At 72.9% G+C, this 22,231-nt stretch carries 25 protein-coding genes; 13 read left to right on the top strand and 12 right to left on the bottom strand.

Annotated elements, in window-relative coordinates; all coding sequences use genetic code 11:
• The first annotated feature begins 29 nt into the window (after positions 1–29).
• Together DSM112329_RS07080 and DSM112329_RS07075 are read left to right on the top strand one after the other, a co-directional pair.
• Positions 30–431: a hypothetical protein gene (locus tag DSM112329_RS07080; RefSeq protein WP_354701105.1), complete on the top strand. Its 402-nt coding sequence runs from the start codon at positions 30–32 to the stop codon at positions 429–431.
• Entirely contained in the window at positions 428–1,372 is a 945-nt protein-coding gene (locus tag DSM112329_RS07075; RefSeq protein WP_354701104.1) for an NAD(P)-dependent oxidoreductase, read from the top strand. The genes DSM112329_RS07080 and DSM112329_RS07075 overlap by 4 nt, the downstream gene beginning before the upstream one ends.
• Before the next feature lie 67 nt (positions 1,373–1,439).
• On the opposite strand, the gene DSM112329_RS07070 is transcribed toward DSM112329_RS07075, so the two are convergent.
• On the bottom strand, positions 1,440–2,333 hold the full coding sequence (locus tag DSM112329_RS07070; protein ID WP_354701103.1) for a S49 family peptidase: 894 nt from the start codon (positions 2,331–2,333) through the stop codon (positions 1,440–1,442).
• Between the two features lie 67 nt (positions 2,334–2,400).
• Here DSM112329_RS07070 and DSM112329_RS07065 point away from each other — a divergent pair, with 67 nt between their 5' ends.
• Positions 2,401–3,177, top strand: coding sequence for an exodeoxyribonuclease III (locus DSM112329_RS07065; protein WP_354701102.1), 777 nt, complete (start codon positions 2,401–2,403; stop codon positions 3,175–3,177).
• 27 nt (positions 3,178–3,204) lie between these two features.
• Here the strand turns inward: DSM112329_RS07065 and DSM112329_RS07060 are convergent, their stop codons facing one another.
• The 3 genes from DSM112329_RS07060 to DSM112329_RS07050 all read right to left on the bottom strand — a co-directional run bounded on the left by DSM112329_RS07060 (position 3,205) and on the right by DSM112329_RS07050 (position 4,868).
• Complete coding sequence (locus tag DSM112329_RS07060) at positions 3,205–4,095, bottom strand: hypothetical protein (protein ID WP_354701101.1); 891 nt, start codon at positions 4,093–4,095, stop codon at positions 3,205–3,207.
• Positions 4,053–4,361 carry a hypothetical protein gene (locus tag DSM112329_RS07055; protein ID WP_354701100.1) on the bottom strand — a complete coding sequence of 103 codons (309 nt, stop codon included), beginning with the start codon at positions 4,359–4,361 and terminating at the stop codon, positions 4,053–4,055. Before DSM112329_RS07055 ends, DSM112329_RS07060 begins: the two co-directional genes overlap by 43 nt.
• Before the next feature lie 81 nt (positions 4,362–4,442).
• Positions 4,443–4,868 (bottom strand): response regulator transcription factor, encoded by a 426-nt coding sequence (locus DSM112329_RS07050; RefSeq protein WP_354701099.1) that lies wholly within the window; start codon positions 4,866–4,868, stop codon positions 4,443–4,445.
• Positions 4,869–5,087: 219 nt separating this feature from the next.
• Between DSM112329_RS07050 and bioB the strand changes: the two genes are divergently transcribed.
• Genes bioB through bioD form a run of 3 tightly spaced genes read left to right on the top strand, consistent with a single transcriptional unit; the run spans position 5,088 to position 8,273 of the window.
• Complete coding sequence (bioB, locus tag DSM112329_RS07045; protein WP_354701098.1) at positions 5,088–6,293, top strand: biotin synthase BioB; 1,206 nt, start codon at positions 5,088–5,090, stop codon at positions 6,291–6,293.
• A gap of 16 nt (positions 6,294–6,309) precedes the next feature.
• Entirely contained in the window at positions 6,310–7,569 is a 1,260-nt protein-coding gene (bioF, locus tag DSM112329_RS07040; RefSeq protein ID WP_354701097.1) for an 8-amino-7-oxononanoate synthase, read from the top strand.
• A gap of 5 nt (positions 7,570–7,574) precedes the next feature.
• The gene (gene bioD, locus DSM112329_RS07035) at positions 7,575–8,273 is read left to right on the top strand and encodes a dethiobiotin synthase (RefSeq protein ID WP_354701096.1); all 699 of its coding nucleotides are present in this window, start codon (positions 7,575–7,577) and stop codon (positions 8,271–8,273) included.
• A gap of 65 nt (positions 8,274–8,338) precedes the next feature.
• On the opposite strand, the gene DSM112329_RS07030 is transcribed toward bioD, so the two are convergent.
• Positions 8,339–9,865: a hypothetical protein gene (locus tag DSM112329_RS07030; RefSeq protein ID WP_354701095.1), complete on the bottom strand. Its 1,527-nt coding sequence runs from the start codon at positions 9,863–9,865 to the stop codon at positions 8,339–8,341.
• A gap of 171 nt (positions 9,866–10,036) precedes the next feature.
• Here DSM112329_RS07030 and DSM112329_RS07025 point away from each other — a divergent pair, with 171 nt between their 5' ends.
• Together DSM112329_RS07025 and DSM112329_RS07020 are read left to right on the top strand one after the other, a co-directional pair.
• On the top strand, positions 10,037–10,657 hold the full coding sequence (locus DSM112329_RS07025; protein WP_354701094.1) for a hypothetical protein: 621 nt from the start codon (positions 10,037–10,039) through the stop codon (positions 10,655–10,657).
• Between the two features lie 5 nt (positions 10,658–10,662).
• Positions 10,663–11,025 (top strand): response regulator, encoded by a 363-nt coding sequence (locus DSM112329_RS07020; RefSeq protein WP_354701093.1) that lies wholly within the window; start codon positions 10,663–10,665, stop codon positions 11,023–11,025.
• A gap of 27 nt (positions 11,026–11,052) precedes the next feature.
• Here DSM112329_RS07020 and DSM112329_RS07015 read toward each other — a convergent pair whose 3' ends face one another.
• Positions 11,053–12,639, bottom strand: a complete 1,587-nt coding sequence (locus DSM112329_RS07015; protein ID WP_354701092.1) for a fused MFS/spermidine synthase — start codon at positions 12,637–12,639, stop codon at positions 11,053–11,055.
• Positions 12,640–12,837: 198 nt separating this feature from the next.
• Between DSM112329_RS07015 and DSM112329_RS07010 the strand changes: the two genes are divergently transcribed.
• Together DSM112329_RS07010 and DSM112329_RS07005 are read left to right on the top strand one after the other, a co-directional pair.
• A complete protein-coding gene (locus tag DSM112329_RS07010) occupies positions 12,838–13,536 on the top strand; it encodes a ferritin-like domain-containing protein (RefSeq protein WP_354701091.1) in 699 nt (232 codons plus the stop codon).
• A 27-nt stretch (positions 13,537–13,563) separates the two neighbouring features.
• On the top strand, positions 13,564–14,190 hold the full coding sequence (locus DSM112329_RS07005) for a ferritin-like domain-containing protein (protein WP_354701090.1): 627 nt from the start codon (positions 13,564–13,566) through the stop codon (positions 14,188–14,190).
• Positions 14,191–14,278: 88 nt separating this feature from the next.
• Here the strand turns inward: DSM112329_RS07005 and DSM112329_RS07000 are convergent, their stop codons facing one another.
• The 3 genes from DSM112329_RS07000 to DSM112329_RS06990 all read right to left on the bottom strand — a co-directional run bounded on the left by DSM112329_RS07000 (position 14,279) and on the right by DSM112329_RS06990 (position 16,177).
• The gene (locus DSM112329_RS07000; RefSeq protein WP_354701089.1) at positions 14,279–15,217 is read right to left on the bottom strand and encodes a glutathione S-transferase family protein; all 939 of its coding nucleotides are present in this window, start codon (positions 15,215–15,217) and stop codon (positions 14,279–14,281) included.
• 71 nt (positions 15,218–15,288) lie between these two features.
• On the bottom strand, positions 15,289–15,975 hold the full coding sequence (locus DSM112329_RS06995; protein WP_354701088.1) for a spore germination protein GerW family protein: 687 nt from the start codon (positions 15,973–15,975) through the stop codon (positions 15,289–15,291).
• A 22-nt stretch (positions 15,976–15,997) separates the two neighbouring features.
• Positions 15,998–16,177, bottom strand: coding sequence for a rubredoxin (locus DSM112329_RS06990; protein ID WP_354701087.1), 180 nt, complete (start codon positions 16,175–16,177; stop codon positions 15,998–16,000).
• Between the two features lie 77 nt (positions 16,178–16,254).
• Between DSM112329_RS06990 and DSM112329_RS06985 the strand changes: the two genes are divergently transcribed.
• Positions 16,255–16,899, top strand: a complete 645-nt coding sequence (locus DSM112329_RS06985) for an NUDIX hydrolase (RefSeq protein ID WP_354701086.1) — start codon at positions 16,255–16,257, stop codon at positions 16,897–16,899.
• An 8-nt stretch (positions 16,900–16,907) separates the two neighbouring features.
• Entirely contained in the window at positions 16,908–17,462 is a 555-nt protein-coding gene (locus DSM112329_RS06980) for an HhH-GPD-type base excision DNA repair protein (RefSeq protein WP_354701085.1), read from the top strand.
• 45 nt (positions 17,463–17,507) lie between these two features.
• On the opposite strand, the gene DSM112329_RS06975 is transcribed toward DSM112329_RS06980, so the two are convergent.
• From DSM112329_RS06975 to bktB, 3 genes are read right to left on the bottom strand one after another with little or no spacing between them, the layout of a single operon-like run.
• Positions 17,508–18,527, bottom strand: a complete 1,020-nt coding sequence (locus DSM112329_RS06975) for a hypothetical protein (protein WP_354701084.1) — start codon at positions 18,525–18,527, stop codon at positions 17,508–17,510.
• 18 nt (positions 18,528–18,545) lie between these two features.
• A complete protein-coding gene (locus DSM112329_RS06970; protein WP_354701083.1) occupies positions 18,546–19,484 on the bottom strand; it encodes a hypothetical protein in 939 nt (312 codons plus the stop codon).
• Positions 19,485–19,487: 3 nt separating this feature from the next.
• Positions 19,488–20,678, bottom strand: coding sequence for a beta-ketothiolase BktB (gene bktB / locus DSM112329_RS06965; protein WP_354701082.1), 1,191 nt, complete (start codon positions 20,676–20,678; stop codon positions 19,488–19,490).
• A 118-nt stretch (positions 20,679–20,796) separates the two neighbouring features.
• Between bktB and DSM112329_RS06960 the strand changes: the two genes are divergently transcribed.
• Entirely contained in the window at positions 20,797–22,224 is a 1,428-nt protein-coding gene (locus tag DSM112329_RS06960) for a gamma-aminobutyraldehyde dehydrogenase (RefSeq protein ID WP_354701081.1), read from the top strand.
• The last annotated feature ends 7 nt before the right edge of the window (positions 22,225–22,231 follow it).

Raw genomic sequence — 22,231 nt, 5'->3', positions numbered from 1 at the left:
GGGACCACTGTCCGGTCAACCTGCTCCCCATGGACCTCGCCAGGCTCAGCCGGCTCGCCCTCGTCTCCTACGGCGTGATGCAGCTCGCGCAGGGACTGTGGATGACGATCGCGCCGGGGTCGTTCTTCGACGCCCTCGGCCCGTTCGGCGCGCGCAACGACCACTACATCCGGGACATGGCCACCTGGTCGCTGGCGATCGGCCCCGTCTGCCTGCTGGCCGCCCGCGGCGACGCCGGCGTCCGCGCCGTCGTCCTGCTGCTCGCGGGTCTCGAGGCCGCGATCCACACCGTCAACCACATCGCCGACGCCGACATCGCCGACCCGCTGTGGGTGGGAGTGTTCGACGCCGTGGCGCTCGGCTCGCTCGCGGTCGCCCTGCTCGTCCTGTCCCGCCTGACCACCAAGGCCGAGGAGGCCACGACACCATGAAGATCCTGATCGCCGGCGCGACCGGCGCCATCGGGCGCCCGCTCTGCCGCCTGCTGCAGGCCGACGGCCACGAGGTCGCGGGCCTCGCGCGCTCCGCCGAACGCGCCGCGGCGCTGCGGGCGGCCGGCGTCGAGCCCCACGTGTGCGACGTCTACGACGCCGGCAGCGTGCACGACGCCGTCGCGGCGGCCGCGCCCGAGGTCCTGATCCACCAGCTCACCGCGATCCCCGCGAACGTGGACATCCGCAGGTACGAGCGGGACTTCGCGCAGACCGAACGGCTGCGGCGCGAGGCCACCCCGCACCTGATGGCCGCCGCCCGGGCCGCCGGGGTCCGCCGCGTCCTCTGCCAGTCGATCTCGTTCATGACCGCACCGCAGGGCCCGCGGATCCACGACGAGAGCGCACGATCGTTCACCGAGGCGCAGCACCAGTTCGGGCCGATGGTGCGGGCGACCGACGCGATGGAACGGTCGGTCCTGGGCACGCCGGACGTCGAGGGCGTCGTGCTGCGCTACGGCTTCTTCTACGGGCCGGGGACGTCGTACAGCCCGGACGGCGGCATCGTCGCCGAGATCGCACGGCGCCGCTTCCCGGTCGCCGGGGGCGGCACAGGCGTCTCCTCGTTCGTCCACATCGACGATGCGGCGGCCGCGACCGTCGCTGCGCTCACCGGCGGGACACCCGGGATCTACAACGTCTGCGACGACGAGCCGGCGGCGATGCACGAGTGGCTGCCGGCGATGGCCGCCGCCGCGGGCGCGAAGCCGCCGCGGCGCGTGCCCGCGTTCCTGGCGCGCCTCGCGGCGGGCGCGCACGCGGTGCACTTCGCGACCGAGATGCGCGGCAACAGCAACGCGAAGTTCAAGCGGACGTTCGGCTGGACCCCGTCGCATCCGTCCTGGCAGGAGGGCTTCGACGAGGTCTTCGCCACGCGCTGAGCGCCGGCTCAGGAAACGCCATGTCGTCAGTGACGCCGAGCGTCACCGACGACATCGGGTCCGTGCGTCAGAGGCCGTAACGGGCCCAGGCGGCGCGGCGGTCGATCGCCTCGAGCGCCGAGGCTGCCGCGTCCGGCCCGCGCAGCAGACCGCCGAGGCCGCCCCCGCCGTCCGCCTGCACGCCGACGCCCAGCTTCGCCAGCAGCGTCTTGCGCGCGTCGAGGCCCACGATCTCGGCGTCCGGGTAGCGCTCGGCCAGCACGCCCTGCAGCGTCCCGAGCCCGTCGACCAGGCCCAGCGTCAGCGCCCGCGCGCCGGTCCAGACCTCACCGGTGAAGAGGTCGGCGTCCGCCGCCAGGCGATCGGCACGGCGGGCCTTGACCCAGGCGACGAACATCGCGTGCAGCTCGTCCTGCATGCCGCGCAGCCATGCGACGTCCTCGGCCTTCTCGGGCAGGAACGGGTCCAGGCGCGCTTTGCTCTCGCCGGCGGTGTGCAGCCGGCGCTCGACGCCGAGGCGGTCGATGAGCCCGTCGAGGCCGAAGCCGCCGCTGACCACGCCGATCGACCCGACGAGCGACGTCTCGTGGGCGATGATCTCGTCGGCCGCGCAGGCGAGCCAGTAGCCGCCGGACGCGGCGAGGTCCTCGCAGAAGGCGATCACGGGCACGTCGTGCTTCGCCGCCAGGCCGCGGATGCGGTCCCCGACCAGGGCGGACTGGGTCGGCGATCCGCCCGGCGAGTTGATCAGCAGGGCGACGGCCTTCAGCCCGTCCGTCTCGAAGGCCGTCTTGAGCGCGTCGTCGACCGAGGCGAGGTTGACGACGCCGCGCGTCAGCGGGGACGCGGTCGGCGTGATGACGCCCTGCAGGCGGACGACGGCCACCTTCTGCCCGGGGGCCGGGAGCCGGCGCTTGAGGGCCGGCGGGAGCGGCAGGGAGGCAAGACGGTCTGAGGACATAGGCACGGACTGTAGGAGCCCGGGCGCCGGGGAGCGCCCGCACGGAGGCGACGGGCACAATGGGCGCGTGCAGCTCGTCACCTGGAACGTCAACTCCCTCAACGCCCGCCTCCCCCGCGTGCTCGAGTTCCTGGCCCAGCACGGGCCCGACGTCGTCTGCCTGCAGGAGACGAAGTGCACCCCCGAGGCGTTCCCCGTGGACGCGCTCCGCGAGGCCGGCTACGAGGCCGCCCACCACTCCGGCGGTCGCTGGGCCGGCGTCGCCGTCCTGGCCCGGACCGGCGCGGTGATCGAGGACGTCGTCTGCGGCCTCCCCGGCGAGGCGCAGCCCGACCAGGCGCGCTGGGTCGAGGCGACCGTCGACGGGGTGCGCGTCGTCAGCGTCTACGTCGTCAACGGGCAGGCGGTCGGCACCGAGCCGTTCGCCGAGAAGCTGCAGTTCTTCAGCGCGATGGCGCAGCGCGCCGCGATCCTGTCGGCCGGTGACGTGCCGCTGGTCATCGCCGGGGACATGAACGTCTGCCCGTCGGACGCGGACGTGTACGACCCGGCGGCGTTCGACGGTGCGACGCACGTCACGGACGAGGAGCGCGCCGCGCTGGCCGAGGTCGCGCACGCCGGCGCCCTCCGCGACGCGTACCGCACGGTCCACCCCGAGCCCGAGCAGCAGTTCACCTGGTGGGACTACCGCGCGGGCCACTTCCACAAGGGACTCGGGCTGCGGATCGACCTGATCCTCACCAGCGAGGCGATCGCGTCGACGCTGACCGCCGTCCACATCGAGCGCGACTACCGCAAGGGCACCAAGCCGTCCGACCACGCCCCGCTCGTCGCGGTCTGGTGATCGGACGGCCGGCGGCCGGCCCCCGGGTCAGTCCGTCACCAGCAGGTTCGCGTTGACGCTCGCGCTCTCGGCGGAGTCGCGCGTGCCGAGGTACTCGACCCGCGTGCGGTAGCGCCCGACGGTCCGCGGGACGAACGTCGTCGCCGCCCGGACACCCCGCACGCGGGCGATCCTCGTGGCGACGTACTGCCACCCTGCGATCGGGTCCAGGCGCTCGTAGGTGACCCGGGCGAGGCCGCCCGTGGCGTTGCGCACGCCGATCCGGACCGGGACGCTCGACCCCACCCGGGCGCTGGCGCGCGGACCCGTCCCGAAGACGACGCTGGTGCTCGTGATCAGGCGGGTCGAGCGCGCGAGCGTGTACCGGCCTGCCGCCCCGGCCGGGGCCGTGACGGCGACGTAGTACCGCCCCGGCTTGACGTTCAGCACGGCGTCCCGGCCGAGGCCCGGCGCCGAGACCGACTGGCCGGTGTCCGTCCGCAGGAACAGCGCGAGCTGCGCGCCGCCGGTCAGCTGCAGCTTGAGCAGCGACGGCCGCAGCACCGTGAAGCGGTACAGGTCCAGGCGGTTCACGCCGTCGCCGTCGAGGCTGCCCCGCACGCGGCGGTGGTTGCCGAGGAAGACGCCGGGGGCGGTGTCGTCGGCGGTGGCCCGCGCGACCTCCAGGTGGTAGCGCTGCGCGCCGCGCGTCCCGGCCGGCACGACGGTCTCCAGGCTGTAGACGCCGCCCTCGCCGCGCGCCGGCGTGTAGAGGAAGTAGCCGTAGCAGCCGACGGTCTTGACAGCCGTCTCCTGGTCGCCGGGGGCCAGGAGCCGGAGCCGGACGGCGCAGGCCTGGACGGTCGGCGCCCCCTTGCCTCCCGTGGTCTGGACCTTCAGCGGGGTGATCGCGACGCGGTACCCGCGGCCCGGGACCATCCGGACGGAGACGAGGCCGCGCGGACGCAGGACCGCGTCGAGGGTCGCGGTGACCCCGCCCGCGGCAGGCGCGCGCCCGGGAAGCTGAGCGGCGGGGGCGCGGCGCTGACCGCGAGCCTGAACGTGCCGGCGACGGAGTTGCTCCGCTGCGACACGCGCAGCAGCAGGACGTCGCCGGCCTTGACGCTGACCGCGATCGACGCGGCGCCCTCGGCGTCGGTGGTCTGCTCGTCGAGCGACGAGGAGAGCTGCGAGTGTCTCCTCATGCGCCGAACCTAGGCGCATTCCGGGGACCGCAGGCCGGAAGCGGGTCAGATGACGCAGTCGGGGGGCTGCCGCTGAGGCCGTCAGCCCGGGCGGGACGCCGGCGCCTCGGTCGCGACGCGCACGACCGTCGCGACGATGACGTCGAGGTCGACGCCCTTCTCGAGGTAGGCCGCGGCGCCGGCCGCCAGCATCTGGTCGGCCACCTGCTCGCTCGAGAAGCCGGACAGCCCGATGACGCGGGTCCCGGGGGACGCCGCGATGATGCGCGGAGTCGCCTGGAGGCCGTCCACCCGGGGCATCGCGAGGTCCAGCAGGACGATGTCGGGGCGGAGCTCCTCGACGAGCGGCAGCACGTCCGCGCCGTTGCCGGCCTCCCCGACCACCCGCACCCCCTCGTGCTCCTCGAGGACCGCGCGCATCAGCCCGCGCAGCGCGGGGACGTCGTCGCAGAGGACGACGTTGATCGATCGTGCTGCATGGCTGGCTGGGGGCTCTGGGAGTGTCACTGGCGTCCGTGTCGTGACCGCGCGGCGGCGGCGCGCGCCCCCTGCCAGGAGCCCGAAGCACGAGCTTAGAGCGGCGTGGCGGCGCGTACCATCCCCAGAAGTGGTGATGGTCGCCCTCCGCGCGCGCCGATCTGCTGCTTTTCGGGATACCCCCCGATCGGGCCGCCGAGAGGCCGGGCGCACGACGCGGCATCCGCCTCCGGGCCTAATCTGCGGGACATGCCGCCGTTGATCACCCGTGACGAGGCCCGTGCACTGGGCGCCCTGACGGACCACGCCGAGATCGAGAAGCTCGTGGAGCGGGCCTGGGACGCGCGGCTTGCGACGTTCGGGGACGCGACGGACCTGTGCTCCCTGGTGAACGCGAAGTCCGGGGGCTGCGCCCAGGACTGCGGGTTCTGCGCGCAGTCGCGGTTCGCGGAGTCCGAGACGCCGATGCACGCCATGATGGAGCCCGAGCAGATCCTCGAGCACGCCAAGGCCGCCGAGGCCGCGGGGGCGCACCGGTTCTGCATGGTCACCCAGGGACAGGGTCTGACCAAGCGCGACTTCTCCAAGATCCTCGAGGGTGCGCGCCTCGTCGCCGAGCACACGAACCTCAAGCGCTGCGCGTCCGTCGGGCATATGTCCGTCGATCGCGCCAAGCAGCTGAAGGACGCCGGGATTCAGCGCGTCCACCACAACGTGGAGACCGCCGAGTCGTACTACCCCGAGGTCTCCACCACGGTCCGCTACGAGGGCCGGATGCGGACGATCGACGCGGTCCGCGAGGCCGGTCTTGAGACGTGCGTCGGCGGGATCCTGAACCTCGGCGAGTCCGACGACCAGCGCGTCGAGATGGCATTCGAGCTCGCGTCGATCAACCCGACGTCGGTGCCGATCAACCTGCTGAACCCCCGTCCGGGCACGAAGTTCGGCGACCGTGACTACCTCGATCCGTGGGAGGCGGTGAAGTGGATCGCGATCTTCCGCCTGATCCTCCCCGAAGCGCTGTTCCGCCTGTGCGGCGGTCGGGTCGAGAACATCGGTGATCTGCAGCCGCTGGCGGTGAAGGCGGGCCTGAACGGGGTGATGATGGGCAACTTCCTCACCACCCTGGGCAACACGCCCGAGCAGGACCGCAAGATGTTCACCGATCTTGGCCTGAACGTCGCCCGGCACGAGGACAACGGCTCAGACCCGCGGCCCGACAACCGCTCGGGGTGGCTCGCCGGGGACACCCCCGATCTCGTGGAGTCCTATCTGGACACCGCCGAGCAGGCGCTGGCGGCCGGCATCGAGATCAAGCTCTGGGACCCCGCCTCGCAGCTGCGGTTCGCCAAGAAGGAGAAGGTCATCCCCGCCCGCCCCGACGGCGCCGCGAACAAGTGGCCCGCGCCGAAGGACGAGGACCTCGTCGTGTCCGGCATGCCGCACGGCCTCTAGGCCGGGCCACCCGCCGATGTCCGCCGACCTGGAGCAGCGCCTGGCCGACCTGGACGAGCACGGCCTGCGCCGCCGGATGCGGCTGGTGTCCGGCCCGCAGGGCTCCCGCGTCGTCCTGGACGGCAAGCCCGTCCTGCTGCTGTGCTCCAACAACTACCTCGGCCTCGCCGAGCACCAGAAGGTCCGCGAGGCCGCCTCCGAGGCGGCGCTGCGGTACGGGGCGGGCGCCGGTGCGTCCCGCCTGGTGTCGGGCACGATGTCCGTGCACCGCAAGCTCGAGGCCGCCCTGGCCGAGTTCAAGGGCACCGAGTCTACCGTCCTGTTCGGGTCCGGGTACCTGGCGAACCTCGGCGTCGTCAGCGCCCTTGCGACCGCAGGGGGCCGCGACACCGTCGTGTTCTCCGACGCCTTGAACCACGCGTCGATCATCGACGGCTGCCGCCTGGCGAACGCGCAGACCGTCGTCTACGACCACTGCGACACCGAGCACCTCGCGCTGCTGATGGAGCAGTACTCCGGCCGGCCGCAGATCATCGTCACCGACTCCGTCTTCTCGATGGACGGCGACATCGCCCCCCTGGCCGAGATCGCCGAGCTCAAGGCTCGCCACGGTGCCCGGCTGATCGTCGACGAAGCCCACGGGACCGGCTGCTGCGGCCCGGGCGGCCGCGGCGCGGTGGCCGACGCCGGGCTGCCCGAAGGGGCGGTCGACGTGCTCGTCGGGACCCTCGGCAAGGCCCTCGGGTCCTACGGGGCGTTCGCCGCCTGCAGCGCCACGATGGCCGACTTCCTGACGAACACGTCGCGGCCGCTGATCTTCTCGACCGCGCCGCCGCCGCCCGCGGTCGCCGCGGCGCTGGCCGCCCTCGAGCTCGTCCAGACCGAGCCGGGCCACACCACGCGCCTGCAGGCCAACGCCGAGACGCTCCGCGCCGCGCTCGCCCGCGAGGGGTTCGAGATCGTCGGCTCCAGCACCCAGATCATCCCGCTGATCGTCGGCGACGCCGCCCTCGCGATGCGGATCTGCGAGCTCGCGATCGAGGGCGGCGTCTTCGCCCAGGCGATCCGCCCGCCCACCGTCCCCGACGGCACCAGCCGCCTGCGGCTCGCGGTCATGGCCTCCCACACCAAGGCCGAGCTGCGCGAGGCGGCCACCGTCCTCGGGAAGGCCGCGCTGCAGGCCGGCTTCCGGCCCGCGTCCGGGCTCCCGGTCGCCGCGACGCAGGGCGCGGGCGCCTCGTCCCCGCGCGCGCTGCGCGCCGTCCGCGCCGCCTGAGCGTGATGCCCGGCCCGGCCCGCGTAGCGCGCGGCTGCTTCGTGACGGCGACGGACACCGGGGTCGGCAAGACGATCGTCGCCGCCGCGATCTGCGCCGGCCTGCGTGCGGCGGGAGTGCGGGTGGCTGCGAGCAAGCCGGTCGTCACCGGCCTGGACGAGCCCGACGGCGACTCCCCCGCCGACCACGTCCTGCTCGCCCGGTGCACGGGCCAGGCGCCCGCCGACGTCACGCCCGTCACGTTCGGACCAGCGGTCTCGCCGCACCTGGCGGCTGCCTGGGCGGGGACGGAGCTCGACCCGCCGGCGCTGCTGGCCCACGCCGCGCTGGCGGCGGACGCGGCCGACGTCCTGGTCGCCGAGGGCGTGGGCGGGCTGCTCGTCCCGCTCACGACGTCCTACTCGGTCCGCGACCACGCGGTCGCGCTGGGGCTGCCGGTCGTGGTGGCGGCACGGCCCGGGCTCGGGACGATCAGCCACACGCTGCTGACCGTGCAGTCCGCGCGAGCCGCGGGCCTGGAGGTCCGGGCGGTCGTCCTGACGCCGTGGCCGCCGACGCCGTCGCCGATGGAGGCGGACAACGCGGCGACGATCGCGGACGGCTGCGGCGTCCCGGTCTGGACGCTGCCGCACCTTGCGGCGATCACCCCGCAGACCCTGGCCGCCGCGGCGGCGGCGTGGCCGCTCCAGGACTGGGTGGCCTGATCGCCTGGGAGGGGTGGCAGCGTCACCTGTCGTTCTTCGACAGCTGACGCTGCCACCCCCGCCGTTCAGCTGGCTGTCCGAGGCCCCGCGGCCGGCAGGGTCAGCCGCCAGCTGTTGCCCGCGGCTGCCGGCGTGACCGCCAGCGTCCCGCCCATCGCCTCCGCGAGCGCGGTCGCGACGAACAGGTCCACCCCGGTCCCCTGGTTCTCGAGCGTTCCCAGCGCGCCGGACGGCGCCGCCACGAGCCCGGCTGCCGCGTCGGGGCCCAGCGGCTCGCCGCCCTCGGTGACCGTCACGACGATGGCGGGAGCGCCGTCGCGGGCGTCCGTGGCGGCGTCCATCCGAATCGCGGCCGGGTCCGGGCTGACCGCCAGGGCACGCGCGACCAGCGCCGCGAGGATCTGGTGGACCCGGACCGCATCCGCCCGCGCGACGACCTCCCCCCCGGACCCGGCGGCGGCAGAGGCAGATCCCGCGACCCCCGTGGCACCGGCCGGCAGCCGACCGGCCGCCTCCCGCACGAGCGCGGCCACGTCGACGTCGGCGAGCCGGACCGGGAGCGGCTCCCCCTCGGCAAGGCGGACGTAGTCCAGCGCCTGCCGCACGAGCTGCCGCAGCGCCAGCGCGTCCCCCTCCAGCCGGCCGGCGGCTTCCGTCAGCGCCTCCGCCGGCATACCTGCGCCGCGCCGCGCCAGGACCCCCGCGATGGCGACCACCCCGGCCACCGGGGTCTGCAGCCCGTGCGAGACGGCCCCCAGGACCTCCATGCGCGTCCGCGTCGCCTCGAGCTCGGCCTCGAGGACCTGCGCGCGCGTCTCGCTGAGCTCGAGGGCGTTGTCCAGCCGCCGGCCACGCTCTCGCGCCAGGATGGCGAGTGCGGCCAGCAGGGGCGCCACCAGCAGGAACGCGTACTGCTCGCGGGCGGTCGCGAGCGCCGCCATCAGGCCGACGGGCGCCAGCAGCGCGTCCAGCGCGTAGACCTGGGCGAGGATCCGCAGCTGTAGCCCGGAGGCGACGCCCAGCGCGATGCGGTCGCGCGTGATCCCGGACGCCGCGTCGCAGGCGACGTAGGCGAGGAACGCGAGCAGGTACCAGCCGGCGTCGGAGAAGCGCGGGCCGCCCGCGTCGACGGCGACGGCCAGGACGACCGCCGGCCCGACCGCATGCCACGCGTTGCCGAGCGCCGCCAGCGCACCCTCGGGATGCGCCGCCCCGGTCACGTAGTCCGGGACGCGGGACAGCAGGCAGCCGGCCGCGATCAGCAGGGGGACCGTCGCGGGCGGCTCGATGAACAGCGCCGGGACCAGGACCAGCAGCGACGGGTCGGTGTGGCCCGGCCCGATCTCGAAGTGCACGCGGCCGGCGGCGGCGTAGGCGACCAGCAGCACGATCGCCGGGACGACGTCGAAGCCGTCGGTGTCCCCCACCATGACGAAGGCGACGGCCGCGACGAGGAAGGCGATCCCGATGACGAGGTAGGCCGCGAGCTCCCGCGGCGGCATGCGCTCGGAGATGAACTCGCGCTGCTCCTTCAGCAGGCGCGCGACCTCGGGGTTGGTCTCCGGCTCGACGCCAGCCGGTGCGTGCTCCACGGGGTGATCTTCGGCGGCGGGGCGCGCCGGCGCAAGGGCGGTTCATCGACCGCCAGCCGCCCGCTCCCCACTTCTGGGTGCGGGAGTGGACGTCTGTCCGATCCGCAGAACGGGGCAACGCGCCGATGAGCTCTTTGTCCGGTTCAGCACGTGAACCCCCGAAAGGGCCGCATGTTCAAGTCACGCCGTCTCCTCGCTCTCCCCGTCGCCGCGGTCATCGGCCTGGCGTTCGCCCCCGGCGCGGCTCACGCGAGCCTGCTCGCCGTCGACCCCGACTCGTGCGCTGAGCAGCCCCTCGGCCAGGTGTTCCTGCCGTTCGCCGACATCGCGCACTACACGCCCGCGCCCGGCGGCGACGCCGAGTCGGCGGACGCGCTGGACCTCACCGGCGGCGCCACGCTGGTCGACGGCAACGAGCCCTGGCAGGTCGGCGGAGCGGCCGACTCCACGAGCGTCCGGCTGCCGGCAGGCTCGAGCGTCACCACGGGCGCGCTGTGCGTCGGCCTCGGCCACCCGACGATGCGCTTCTTCGCGAAGTCGCAGGGCACGGGCCTGCTGTCGATGCTCAAGGTCGAGGTGCTCTTCCAGGGCGTGCTCGGGCTGAACCGGCTTCCGATCGGCGTGGCCTTGCCGAGCAGCTCGTGGACGCCTACGCTGCCGATGACCGTGGTCGCGAACCTGCTTCCCCTCCTGCCGCCGAACAGCACCCCGGTCGCCTTCCGGCTGACCCCGGTCGGCAGCGGGACGTGGACGGTCGACGACATCTACGTCGACCCGTACAAGGGCCGTTGACCTGGATGGCCGGCCGTGTCCTGATCGTCGACGACGAGGCGTCGGTCCGCTTCTTCGAGCGGATCTCGCTGGAGGAGGCGGGCATCGAGGTCGACGAGGCGGCGTCCGGGCCGGAGGCGCTGGACGCCGTGGCCGCCGCGGACACCCCGTTCGCGGCGATCGTGATGGACTTCCGCATGCCGGGGATGACCGGTGTCGAGACGGCCGAGCGGATGCTCAGCGCCGGCGTCACGACGCCGATCATCCTCTACACGGCCTGGGCCGACCCGTCCGTGGCCGCGGTGGCCGCCGACCTGGGCTTCACGCTGATCGACAAGTCCGACGTGGAGCAGATGGTCGCCCACGTCGGTCGCCTCGCGACGGTCTGACGGCGCGGACCGGCGCCGGCGGCTGCGTCAGCCGCCCTCGCCCTCCGCGGCCACCTCGACGATCGACGCGTCGATCAGCCACTCGACCGGCGCCACGTCGTCGGTGTACACGCGGCCGCCCCGCAGCCCGGGGCGCAGGCGCTGCGCGGCTGCGAGCGCCGTGGGGCGCAGCTCCGCCGGGATCCCGCCCAGCGGGCCCGAGGCGGCCGCCAGCACGGTGGACGAGGCCGGCGCCGCAGTCCCCACCAGCATCGTGTTGACGCGCTGGGACGGGTCGCGCAGGACCGTCGGGAACGCCTTGGCCATCGTGGCCGTCAGGACCTTCTCGAGCTCGTCGGAGCCCTCGGGGTGCCCGACGTTCACGATCACCTGGCCACCCGGGTTCAGCCGCTTGCGGACCAGCGTGAAGAACTCCTGGGTCGACAGGTAGAACGGGATGTACGGCTGACGGTAGGCGTCCACGATGATCGTGTCCCAGCGCCGGTCGGCCCTGCGCAGGAACGGCCGCGCGTCGGCCGTGTGGAGCCGCAGGCCGGGCCGGTCCTCGAGGCCGAAGAGCTCGCGGCCGAGGTCGTTGATGTCCCCGTCGATCTCGACGCCGTCGATCTCGGTGGCCGGGAAGTAGTGGCCGTAGGCCCGCGCCGTCGTCCCGGCCGCGTTGCCCAGGATCGCCACGGACCGCGGCGCGCGGGTGGGGTTCGCGGCGAACGGCAGGACGAGCATCTCGTCCCAGTAGTTGCCGGTGAGGTACTCGCCGGGCTTGTAGACGCTGTGGACGGCCTGGCCCTCGTTGAGCTCGAGCCGCAACTCGCCGTCCGGACGCTCGACGACGCGGGCGTACTGGTACTCGGTCTCCTTCTCCCAGACGACCTTCCCCCCGCCGGTCGCCTTCACGGTCCCGACGGGGATCGCGATCAATCCGGCGAGCAGCAGCGGGATGACGATGGCGCCCCGGCGGCCCAGCGCCAGCGCGGACACGACCGCCAGCGCGACCGCGAAGCACAGGAACGTGCGCCGCGTGCCGACGACCGGCACCAGCAGCAGCGCGGCGAGGAACACGCCGACGAGCGAGCCGAGGGTGGAGATCGCGGACAGGCGCCCAGCGACCTTCCCGGCCTCCTCGACGGTCGTCACCTTCAGGCGGACCGCGTAAGGCGCCACCGCGCCGAGCAGCATGACCGGGGCGGCGATCAGCACCAGCACGCCGATCAGCGAGCCGACGAACGCACCGGCGCTCACGCTGTCAAGGGCCTCGACGCTGATGCGCAGGAAGGGGTTCGCGATGAACGGGACGATCGCGAGCAGGATCGCGGCGGCCAACACGAGGCGGGCCAGGCCCCCCGGCGTCGGGTCGCGATCGGCGAGGCGGCCACCGATGAAGTAGCCGATGCTGAGCGCCACGAGGACGGTGGCGATCGTGTTGGCCCAGACGATGGTCGACGCGCCGAACCACGGCGCCATCAGCCGCGCTGCGGCGATCTCCGACCCGAGCGTCGATGCCCCGACGACGAACGCGAGGACCTCGATCGACACGAGCGACCGGCGGGCAGGGGCGGGAACAGGGCCCGCAGGAAGCGGGCCGGAGGCGGTCAGGGCGACATCGCTCGGCGGCACGGCCCGCACAGTAGTGGGGCCGACGGTCACTGGTCGCACTCGTGCCGCCCCACGCGAACTGGCGCGTTGCCGCTACGAAAGGGTGATCCGTCCCGCCCCCCAGCCCGCTAGCCCTTGTTAACGCCCCGCCTGCGGGAGCGAGCAGGGGTCCTAACCACGAAGACCCGCCCGGCGATCGCCGAGCGGAGGAGGTGTGCCGTGCCCGAATCACGTACCCAGAAGTCCGCTGTCGCCGAACTGGCCGACGACGCGACGTCCCGGAAGAAGTTCCTTCGCATGGTCGGTGGTGGTGGCGGCGTCGCCGCGATGGCCGTCCTGCTTGGCGCCTGTGGCAGCGATGACGACGACAGCAGCAGCACGAGCACGCCGGCTGCGTCGAACTCGACCAGCACGTCCGCCGCGCCGTCGTCCGCGAGCGACATGAAGGGCGACCTCGACATCCTGAACTACGCGCTGACGCTCGAGTTCCTGGAGACCGACTTCTACAACAAGGTCCTCGACGCGGGCCTCTTCAAGGGCGAGCAGGCCGAGCTCCTGAAGGGCTTCGGCGAGTCCGAGCAGGCCCACGTCGACGCGCTGACGGCGACCATCGAGAAGCTCGGCGGCACCCCCGTCACCGCTCCGATGACGAAGTTCGACCTCACCGACGCGACGGCCGTCGCCGAACTGGCCGCCGTCGTCGAGAACCTCGGCGCCGCTGCCTACCTGGCCCAGGCCCCGAAGATCAAGAACGCCGAGGTCCTCGCGGCCGCGCTCTCGATCCACTCGGTCGAGGCCCGTCACGCGGCGACGCTCAACACGCTGGTCGGGAAGAAGATCACCCCGGACGGCGCGTTCGCCAAGCCGGCCGAGATGGCCGAAGTCCTGAAGGCCGTCAAGCCGTTCATCGTGGCCTAGGCCCGAGCGAGAAAGAGGAACAACACCATGCCCAAGAACACGCAGAAGCTCGCGCCGGAGCTCGACCTGATCCAGGTCGGCGCCATGACCCGTTCGAGCTTCATCCTGAAGTCCGCGCTGACCATCGGCGCCACCGCCGGTGCTGCCGCGGTCGGCCCGTTCGTCTCCACCGCGATGGCGCAGGCCGACGGCGACGTCGAGATCCTGAACTTCGCGCTCACGCTCGAGTACCTGGAGACGCGCTTCTACAAGGAGGCCGCTGACAAGGGCCTCAGCTCCGAGGTGGCGAAGCTCGCCAAGCAGTTCGCCGACGAGGAGCAGGAGCACGTCAACGCGCTGCGCAAGGCCGTCAAGTCGCTCGGCGGCACGGTCGCCGCGAAGCCGGAGTTCGACTTCGGCGTCACCGACGAGGCCAGCTTCCTGAAGCTCGCCCAGACGCTCGAGGACACCGGCGTCTACGCCTACAACGGCGCAGGCCCGGCCCTCAAGAACAAGGACCTGCTCGCGGCGGCCGGCTCGATCGTCCAGATCGAGGCCCGTCACGCGGCGGCGATCCGCCTGATCAACAAGGAGAACCCGTCCCCGGACGCGTTCGACAAGACGCTCACGGTCGACGAGGTCCTCGAGGCCGTCAAGCCGCTGATCGTCAGCTAGATCTGACTCAGGTGCCGCGCCCGGACGGGTGCGACACCGCCGTCCTCGGCCGTCGGTGCGCAAGCGCGCACCGGCGGCCGTCGTCGTTCTACAGCTGCTCGCGCCCGTGCGGCGTCGTGAGGTCCAGGTCGGGACCGACCGGGACCACCTGGGACGGGTTGATCGACGTGTGCGTGACGTAGTAGTGGCGCTTGATGTGGTCCATGTCGACCGTGTCCGCCACCCCGGGCGTCTGGTAGAGGTCGCGCAGGTAGCCGAAGAGGTTCGGGTACTCGCCGAGCTTGCGCACGTTGCACTTGAAGTGCCCGTGGTAGACGGGGTCGAAGCGCACCAGCGTGGTGAAGAGCCGCCAGTCGGCGAGCGTCTGCGCCGCTCCGAAGAGGTACCGCCGGCTGCCGAGGCGATCCTCGAGCTCGTCGAGGGTCTCGAACAGCGGGTACACCGCCGCCTCGTAGGACTCCTGCGTGGACGCGAAGCCCGACTTGTACACGCCGTTGTTGACCGTGTCGTAGATCTGCGCGTTGAGGGCGTCGATCGCCTCGCGCTGGTCCGCGGGGTAGAGGTCGAGGTCCGGGTTCGTCGCGACCGCATCGAACTCGCCGCTGAGCATCTCGATGATCTCCGCCGACTCGTTGTTGACGATCCGGCCCGTCTCCTTGTCCCACAGCACCGGCACCGTCACGCGGCCATCGAAGGCGGGGTTGGACGCGGCGTAGCCCTCGCTGAGGTAGGTCCAGCCGTGGAGCGGATCGGGGACGTCCGGGCGGAAGCGCCAGCCGAGCTCGTCGCGGATCGGATCGACGACCGTGACGCCGATCGCGTCCTCGAGCCCCTTGAGGGCGCGCACGATGACCGCGCGGTGCGCCCAGGGACAGGCCAGCGACACGTAGAGGTGGTAGCGGCCGGCGACAGCGGGATAGCCGGACGACCCGTCCGCGGTCACGCGGTCGCGGAACACGCTGTCCTGGCGGACGAACGCGCCCTTGCTGTCGGATTCCTTCGGGAACGGCGCGGCGTGGTTCGCCATGGCGCGGCCTCCTGCGGCTTGTAGTTGCTTACGCAACTACCCTAGCAGGCGAGGTCCGCTGCGGACGCCGGTCAGGAGGTCGGCGGCAGCAGGCCCGCGGTGCGGCGGCGACGCGACGCCCGGCGGATGCCGATCACCGCGCTGACCAGCATCGCGGCCGCGGACGCCCCGGTGCTGAGGGCGCGGGCGGTCGTCACGGGGTCCGGGATCGCCTCGAAGCGCACGCCGTCCGCGGTGATGTCGAGGAAGCCCGCGGGCGTTGCCTCCAGGGCACCGCCGGCCCCGCCGCCATCGCCCTCGCCCATGTCCGTGGCGTTCGCCCCGCGGCCGAAGCCGTAGCCGCCGGCCCCGCGGACGCGGGCGATCGGGATGACGACGCGGTCCCCGACCTGGACCGGTTCGCCGTAGCAGAGCCGGGCACCGCCGAGGGCGTTGGCGAAGCGGCTGAGGCCGAAGCTCGCGCGGCCGGAGTCCACCGCCGGGATCGCCGGTGGCGACGCGTGCGCGGCCGGCGTGGGTGGTGCGGCCGGCGTGGGTGGCGCGGCCGGAGCGGGTGGCGCGACGACCGGAGGCGGCTGGACCGGAGCGGGCCGCTCCGCCGCGGGCGGCGCAGGCCTGCCGGCCGGCTTCGCGGCGGCGACGGGGGCGGCTGCGGGCGGTCCGTCCTTCGGCTTCCGCGCTCGCTTCGCCTTGATCGGCTTGCCCTTCGCGTCCTGCCGGGCCCGCTTGTCCTTGGCGTCCTGCTTGTCCTTGGCCACGGTCGGCGACGCCCGTCCGGGGTCAGTCCTCGTAGAGGACGAAGTCCTTCTTGCGGGCGCCGCAGACCGGGCAGAACCAGCTGTCCGGAATGTCCGCGAACGGCGTTCCGGGCGGGATCCCGCCGTCCGGGTCGCCTTCCTCCTGCTCGTAGATGAAGCCGCAGGACTCGCAGATCCAGCGCTCGGTCTCGGTGGTGCTCATCGCTGCGAACCCTACCCGTTGACGGGGTGCCACGCGGGCCGCTGCCGTGCCGTCTCCAGGGCCACTAGGCTGCATCCATGCCGGAGATCCGCAGCGTTCCCGAGCCGGGGCAGACCCTCAACACGGGGGACAAGGAGGCCGTGCCGCGACAGGCGGCCTCGGTGATCCTGTTGCGCGGTGGTGCGGAGACGCTCGAGGTGCTGCTGGTCAAGCGCACCGAGAAGGCGAAGTTCATGGCCGGTGTGTGGGTCTTCCCCGGCGGCGGGGTCGACGCGCACGAGGGCGAGGGCGACGCCGCCCACCGCCGCGCCGCGGTCCGCGAGCTCGTCGAGGAGGCGGGCGTGACGCTCGCCGACGCCGCTGGTTCGGAGCTCGTGAAGTTCTCGCAGTGGATCACCCCGGCCGAGGTCAAGATCCGCTTCGACACCCACTTCTTCCTGGCGTCGATGCCGGCCGGGCAGGAGGTCGTGATCGATGGCGAGGAGTGCGTCGACCACGGCTGGTTCAGCCCCCAGGCCGCGCTTGACGCGCATACCGGCGGCCAGATCCTGCTCGTGTTCCCGACCATCAAGCACCTCGAGCAGCTGGCGCCGTTCGCCACCGCGGACGAGCTGCTGGCCTACGCGGCCGGGCGCACGGTGCAGCCCGTCCAGCCCCGCGTCGTGATGACCGGCGAGACCGCCCGCGTCGTGCTCCCCGGCGAGCCGGGCTACGACGACTGAGCCGTCCGGTGCCGGAACGCCTGCACTTCACCGCGTCCGACGAGGCGAACGCGCTGATCGCCGCCGATCCGATGGCGCTGCTCGTCGGCTTCGTCCTCGATCAGCAGGTCACCGTCCAGAAGGCGTTCGTCGGCCCGCTGGCGCTGAAGGAGCGCCTCGGCACCCTCGACGCGGCGACGCTCGCCGCGACGGACCTCGAGCCGGTCTTCCGCGAGAAGCCGGCGATCCACCGGTTCCCCGGGTCGATGGCCCAGCGGGTGCACGAGCTGGCGGTGCACATCCGCGACCGGTACGACGGTGACGCCGCGCGGGTCTGGAACGACGCAGCCGACGAGGCGGAGCTGCGCGCGAACCTCACCGCCCTGCCCGGGGTCGGCGACATGAAGATCAAGGCGATCGGCGCCGTGCTGGCCAAGCGCTACGGCGTCACGGCGGCCGAGGGACTGGTGCCGTGGCACCCGACCCTCGGCGACGTGGACTCCGCCGCGGCCCTGACCGAGTACCAGGCGCTCAAGAAGGTCCACAAGCGCGAGTGGAACACGCTCGCGGGGCCGCCCGCCTGACGACGACCGGCCCCGCGTCACGCGGCCGGTCGGTCGGCCTGTCGGTCAGCGGTCCCAGTCGGCGCGGAACGCGTTCTTCACGAGGAGCTTCGCGGGACCGCCCGCGTAGGGCACGGTGACGATGTCGTGCGGTCCCGACGGGTCGAAGCCGCCGGTGGCGGCGAGGACGGTGCTGCCGTTGCGGCTCAGGGCGTACCCCTCGTAGCCCGTCTCCTCGGCCTTGCCGAGGGTGCGGACTTTCCCGGTGGCCGGGTCGACCACCTGCGCGTAGCTCGTGTCCTGACCCGTGAACTGCCCGAGCAGCCGGGTCCCGTCCGCGGAGAACTGGGTCGCGCTGAGCCCGAACAGGAGGGACGCGACCGGCTGGCTCGTCAGGCGCTTGAGGCTCTTGCCCGCGGGGCTGATCGTGTACAGCTCGCCCTTGGGACCGTACTTGCGCACGCTCGCGTCGACGAGGCGCGTGAAGACGATGCCCTTCGGGCCCCAGAGCGGGCTCTGGGCGCGGCGGTCGGTGGTCAGCTTCGTGGTCTTCCCGGTCGCGAGGTCGTAGCGGTACAGGTCGTAGCGGAAGTCGTCCTTCGCGCCCTTCGCGTAGACCAGCTGGTCGCCGGCCGGGGAGAAGCTCGCGCTGCCGAAGAAGCCCTTGCCGACGGTCGTCCGGGCGCCGGTAGCGACGTTCGCGATCACGAGCGTGCGGGCCTTGATCTCGGGGCCGACCATCGCCGCGATCGCTGTCGAGTCGGGGGACCAGGCCACCGCGAGGCCCTGCGAGCGGTAATCGGTCAGCAGGGTCCGCGGGGTGGCGGCCCCCGTGGTCGACGCGACGACGAGCGTCGGCTTGCTGAAGTTCGCGCCCTCCCAGGCCACGGTGCGGCCGTCGGGAGACAGGTCGGGCGAGCGGCCGGCGCCGAGGCGGCGCGGTGAGCTCGCGTCGTCCTTGGCGACGTACACCGAGGGCTTCGCCGTCGGGACGTTCTTGTCGTAGACGAGCGTCGCGTGGGCGGCAGCCGGCACTGCGGCTGCCGCGACCAGCGCGATGAGGACGGCAGAGGTGGGACGGTTCATCCGCCCACCCTATGAGTCTCAGGCGCCGGCGGGCGCCTCGTCCTCGGGGGCCGGGTCCGGGGCCGGCGTGGCCTCGGCGGGGGCGGGCTCGTCGGCCGGGGCGGCGGGCTCGGCGGGCTGCGTGGGAGTCTCCTCGGCGGGCGCGGCGGGCACCTGCTCGTCGGGCGCGGCAACCTCCTCGGCCGGGGCCGGGTCGGCCTCGGGGGCGGGCTCCTCGGCTGCCGGTGCGGGGGTCTCCTCGGCCGCGGGGGCCAGGGTCTCCTCAGCCGCAGGGGCCGGCGTCTCCTCGGCTGCCGGTGCGGGGGTCTCCTCAGCCGCAGGGGCCGGGGTCTCCTCAGCCGGCGCGGGGTCGGGCGCGGGTGCGTCGTCCGCAGCCGCGGCCTCCTCACCTGCAGGGGTCTCCTCCGCAGCCGGGGTCTCCTCGGCTGCAGGAGTCTCCTCGGCGGCCGGGGCGTCCTCCGCAGCCGGAGTCCCCTCGGCGGCCGGGGCGTCCTCCGCAGCCGGGGCGGCGGGCTCAGGGGTTGGCGCGGGCTCCGGCGGCGCCAGCGGCGGCGGCAGCTCCCCGCCGTTCTCCTCGAGGATCGCCTTGTACCGCGGCACGAGGACCTTGGCCCAGGCCAGAACGGCCAGGATCTGCCCGGACGGCCCGCGGCCCTTGATGCGGTTGTCCCCGAAGGCGACCGTCGGGTTGATCTCGCCGAGCAGCCAGCCGTGCGCGGTGTCGGCGTCCATCTGCAGGAAGACCTCGGGCCGGCGCGAGGTCTGCCCGAAGTAGATCAGCGGCTCCTGGCCCTGGCGGACGGCGACGGTCACGGTCGACCGCGGGTCGCGCAGCTGCAGCTGCAGGATCGTGTTGGTCCGGACCAACACGCCGACGGAATTCTCGTCGGCGATGATGTCCGAGAACAGCTTGCCGAAGGCGCCGTAGACGGCCGCCTCTTCGGTGAAAAGGGCCATGGTCTAGTTCTCCAGTCCGAGCAGCAGGGCAATGCCCTGGCCGCCACCGATGCAGAGGGTCACGAGGCCGAGCTCGTGGTCGCCCCGCTCCATCTGATCGAGGGTCTTGGCGGTGATGATCGCGCCGGAGGCGCCGATCGGATGACCGAGGGCGATCGCGCCGCCGTTCGGGTTGACGCGGGGGTCCTCGTCCTCGAGGCCCAGCTCCTGCAGCACGGCCAGCGCCTGCGCGGCGAACGCCTCGTTGAGCTCGATGACGCCGACCTCGTCGAGCGTGCGGCCCGCGCGGTCGAGCGCCTTCTTGATCGCCGGGACCGGGCCGATGCCCATGATCTTCGGGTCCACGCCGCACGAGGCGTACGACAGGACGCGGGCCCGCACCGGCGCGCCGAGCTCCTTCGCCCGGTCTGCGTCCATCAGGACGACCGCGGCACCGGCGTCGTTCATGCCGGACGCATTGCCGGCGGTGACGGTGCCGCCGTCCTTCTTGAAGACGGGCTTCAGGCGGCCCATCGACTCGGCGGTCGAGTCCGGGCGGATGTGCTCGTCGCGCAGGAAGTCGACGGTGTCGCGCTTGACGCGGACGGGGACGCCGACGATCTGGTCGTCGAACAGGCCGTCGGCCTGGGCGGCCGCCGCGCGGCGGTGCGACTCGGCGGCGTAGGCGTCCTGCCGCTCGCGGGAGATGTCGAACTTCTCGACGAGGTTCTCGGCGGTGACGCCCATGAGGATCGTGTTGAAGGGGTCGGTGAGCGAGCCCATCACGGGGTCGACGACCCGGGCCGGGCCCATCTTCGAGCCCCAGCGCGCGTCGGGCATCCAGTACGGCCCGCGGCTCATGGACTCCGCGCCGCCGGCCAGCGCGACCGCCGCGTCGCCGGTCTGGATCGCCTGCGTGGCGGAGACGATCGCCTGCACGCCCGTCCCGCAGAGCCGGTTGACGGTGAACGCGGGGACCTCCTGCGGGATCCCCGACTGGATGCCGACGACGCGGGCCATGTAGGGGTCGCGCGTGTCGGTGTGGATGACGTTGCCGAAGACGACGTGCTCGACCTTGTCCCCCTCGATGCCGGCGCGCTCGAGCGCGGCCTTCGCGGCGATCGTCCCGAGCTCGGTCGGCGGGACGTCCTTCAGGGACTTGCCATAGGACCCGATCGCGGTGCGCGCGGCCGAGGTGATCACGACGTTCGTCATGCGCGGGAGGGTATTGAAGGACCCGCTGCGCCGCCGCGCGACCCTCGCCGCCGCCCAGGCTCGCCGGACCGGGCCGCCTTGTCCCAAACGGCGAGCAGGCCGCTGGTAGCGTCGGGCGATGGCCATGCTCCAGAACTTCATCGGCGGCAGGAGCGTCGCCGCCACCGGCGACGGTTCGCACGACGTCCACAACGCGGCGACCGGGGAGACCATCGCGCAGATGGGCATCTCCGGTCAGGCCGACGTCGACGCGGCCGTCGCGTCGGCCCGGGCGGGCTTCGCCGAATGGGGTCAGGCGACCCCCGCCGAGCGCTCGCTCGCGCTGCTGAAGATCGCCGACGAGATCGAGGAGCGCGGGGACGAGCTCGCGGCCATCGAGACGGAGAACACCGGCAAGCCGCTGGCGCTCGTCAAGAGCGAGGAGGTCCCGCCCGGCGTCGACCAGATCCGCTTCTTCGCCGGGGCGGCGCGGCACCTGGCCGGGCTGTCGTCGGGCGAGTACATGGCGGGCCACACGTCGTCCATCCGGCGCGAGCCGATCGGCGTCACCGCGGGCATCACGCCGTGGAACTACCCGTTCATGATGGCGATCTGGAAATTCGGGCCGGCGATCGCGGCGGGCAACTCGATCATCCTCAAGCCCTCCGAGAACACGCCGGCGTCGACGCTGTGGATGGCCGAGCTGATGCAGAAGCACCTGCCCGAGGGCGTGTTCAACGTGCTGCTCGGCAAGGGGGCGACGGGTGAGGCGCTGGTCCGCCACGAAGGCGTCGACATGGTGTCCATCACCGGCAGCGTCCGGGCCGGCAAGGCGGTCGCCGCGGCCGCGGCGGAATCGCTCAAGCGCGTCCACCTGGAGCTCGGCGGCAAGGCCCCGGTCATCGTGTTCGACGACGCCGACGTGGAGGCCGCCGCCGAGATGATCGCCGGCACCGGCTACTTCAACGCCGGGCAGGACTGCACCGCCGCGACCCGCGTCATCGCCGGCCCGGGGATCCACGACGCATTCGTCGAGGCCCTGACCGAGCAGGCCAAGGCGACCGTCTACGGTAACCCGCTCGACGAGAACACCTACATGGGCCCGGTGATCAGCCAGGTCCAGCGCGAGCGCGTCGCCGGCTTCGTCGAGCGTGCCCCGGCCCACGCGACCGTCACCACGGGTGGCAACGCCGCGGACGGCGCCGGCTACTTCTTCGAGCCGACCGTCATCGACGGGCTCAAGCAGGACGACGAGCTGATCCAGGACGAGGTCTTCGGCCCGGTCATCACCGTGCAGCAGTTCACGGACGAGGCGCAGGCGCTGGCCTGGGCCAACGGCGTGAAGTACGGGCTCGCGTCGTCGGTCTGGACGAAGGATCACGGGCGCGCGATGCGCATGGCCAAGCACCTGGACTTCGGCTGCGTCTGGATCAACACGCACATCCCCCTGGTGGCCGAGATGCCGCACGGCGGCTTCAAGCAGTCCGGCTACGGCAAGGACCTGTCGGCGTACGGCTTCGAGGACTACACGCGCATCAAGCACGTGATGTCGAACATCGAGGCCTGACTCGGGC

This window comes from Paraconexibacter sp. AEG42_29 (assembly GCF_040581415.1).
GTDB lineage: Bacteria > Actinomycetota > Thermoleophilia > Solirubrobacterales > Solirubrobacteraceae > Paraconexibacter.
This window is presented reverse-complemented; position numbering and strand designations above follow the sequence as displayed.